The 2,069-nt window shown below is 66.1% G+C and carries 2 protein-coding genes and 1 tRNA gene; 2 read left to right on the forward strand and 1 reads right to left on the reverse strand.

The genetic code is table 11. The features are described from left to right. Positions 1-20 precede the first annotated feature (20 nt). Positions 21-569, reverse strand: a complete 549-nt coding sequence (locus tag ABD154_RS02175; RefSeq protein WP_211977782.1) for a YceI family protein — start codon at positions 567-569, stop codon at positions 21-23. Positions 570-785: 216 nt separating this feature from the next. Between ABD154_RS02175 and ABD154_RS02180 the strand changes: the two genes are divergently transcribed. Both ABD154_RS02180 and ABD154_RS02185 read left to right on the forward strand, forming a co-directional pair. Beyond that, a tRNA-Met gene (locus ABD154_RS02180) sits at positions 786-862 on the forward strand. Positions 863-948: 86 nt separating this feature from the next. Then, positions 949-1,974 (forward strand): ABC transporter substrate-binding protein, encoded by a 1,026-nt coding sequence (locus tag ABD154_RS02185; RefSeq protein WP_344249776.1) that lies wholly within the window; start codon positions 949-951, stop codon positions 1,972-1,974. The last annotated feature ends 95 nt before the right edge of the window (positions 1,975-2,069 follow it).

Genomic DNA, 2,069 nt, shown 5'->3' on the forward strand with positions numbered 1-2,069 from the left:
GGCACTGTCGCAGGCAGCGATCAGGCCTTCGTCAGCTCGAGGTCGAGGACGATCTTGATCTTGTCGGAGACGAGGAGCTCGCCACCGCCGAGGACGGCCGAGAACTCCATGCCGAACTCCTTGCGGTCGACGGTCGCCGACGCCGTGAGACCGGCCACCTCGTTGCCCATCGGGTCGGTTGCGACACCGTGGAACTCGCTGTCGAACGCGACCTGCTTGGTCACGCCGCGCATCGTCAGTTCGCCTTCGAGCTCGAAGTCCTCGCCCGATTCGGCCTTGACTCCGGTCGACTTGAAGGTGAGCTTCGGGTGCTCGTCGGCGGCGAAGAAGTCGCTCGTCTTCAGGTGCTGGTCGCGCTGCTCGTTGCGGGTGTTGATCGACTCGACGACGGCCTCGGCGGTCACCGAGCTGTCCTCGAGGGAGTCGCCGACCTCGACGGTGCCGGAGATGTCCTCGAAGTTGCCGCGGACCTTCGACACGCCGGCGTGGCGGGCGGTGAAGGTGAACTCGGAGTGGTTCGGATCGATGTTCCAGGTGCCGGCGGTGAGTCCCTTGGGAAGTGCGGTCATGATCTCTGCTTCTCCTTATGGTTGAAATTTGAAGTACGCGGATGACTATAGTTCAGTTTTCAACTACATGCAAGCTCTGCGCGCCGCAGCGTGTGCGACCCCGCAGACCTCCCCTCACCCTCGGGCGGACGAGTGAACCCAAGGTTACCTTGTGGCAAAGGTCACGCGACGAGAATTTTGCGCAGGAATTACGCTCGTGTAATGTTGAGACCACGCCGCGGGGTGGAGCAGTTCGGTAGCTCGCCGGGCTCATAACCCGGAGGTCGGAGGTTCAAATCCTCCCCCCGCCACCACAGTGGCAGAACCCCCAGTCAGTTCATCTGGCTGGGGGTTCTTCTCATTCACGCACGCCCCGGCAAGGTGAGGTTAGACTAACCTGGTGAAAACTTCCAAGCCTTCCCGCGCGCTCTCCGCTGCGGCCGCTCTGCTCACTCTGACCCTCCTCGCCTCCGGCTGCGCGGCGGCCGACGATTCCGCGGGCGACTCCGCCGGCAGCACCGACGTCGCAGCGGGCGGCAAGGAGTTCGGCACCGCCGATGAGAAGACCGCCGCACTCGGCAGCGACGCCGCGCCCGGCGAGTTCCCGCGCACCGTCGACCATGCGCTCGGCACCACGGAGATCGAGAAGCGGCCCGAACGCGTCGTCGTCCTCGACACCGGAGAACTCGATGATGTCCTCGCCCTCGGCATCACCCCGGTGGGCATGGTGACGACCGAAGGCGCACAGCCCGTCCCCTCCTACCTCGCCGAGGAGACGCAGGGCGTGGAGACCGTCGGAACGATCAGCGAACTCGACCTCGAGAAGATCGCCTCGCTCGAACCGGACCTCATCCTCGGCAGCCAGCTGCGTGCGGAGAAGCTCTACGACGAGCTCGAGGCGATCGCGCCGACGGTCTTCTCCATCCGCCCCGGGTTCCCGTGGAAGGAGAACTTCCTCCTCGTCGGCGACGCCCTCGGCCTCGAAGAGGAGGCGACGGCCGAGCTCAACGAGTACGGACGTGAGGTCAAGGCCCTGGGCGATTCCGTGACCGGCGATCCGACGATCTCCCTCGTCCGGTTCATGCCCGGGAAGCTGCGCCTCTACGGCAATGCCTCTCTCATCGGCGTCATCCTCGCCGATGCCGGCCTCGCGCGTCCCGAGACCCAGAACGTCGATGATCTCGCCGTCGAGATCTCCCCCGAGAAGCTCGACGAGGCCGACGGTGACGTCATCTTCTACTCGAGCTACGGCGAACCCGGCGCCACCGGGGAGACCGAGGCGCTGCAGACGAGCCAGTGGACGAACCTGCCGGCGGTCAGGGACGGCAGAGCCTACCGCGTCGATGACGACGTGTGGTTCCTCGGACTCGGGCCGATCGGGGCCAAGCAGGTCGTCGAGGATCTCGACCGATACCTCGCACAGTAGCGGTCCCCGCAGCCGGTTCTCCCAACCGGTTCCGCGCGGCAGCGGTCCGCGCAGCCGGTCCCCCGAAGCCGGTCCCCCGACGACGACGGCCCCGG

It is taken from the genome of Brevibacterium sanguinis (assembly GCF_039528855.1).
Taxonomy (GTDB): domain Bacteria; phylum Actinomycetota; class Actinomycetes; order Actinomycetales; family Brevibacteriaceae; genus Brevibacterium; species Brevibacterium sanguinis.

Coding starts and splice junctions, on each gene's coding strand:
- ABD154_RS02175 (WP_211977782.1), bottom strand. CDS start 569: ATGACCGCACTTCCCAAGGGACTCACCGCCGGCACCTGGAACATCGAT.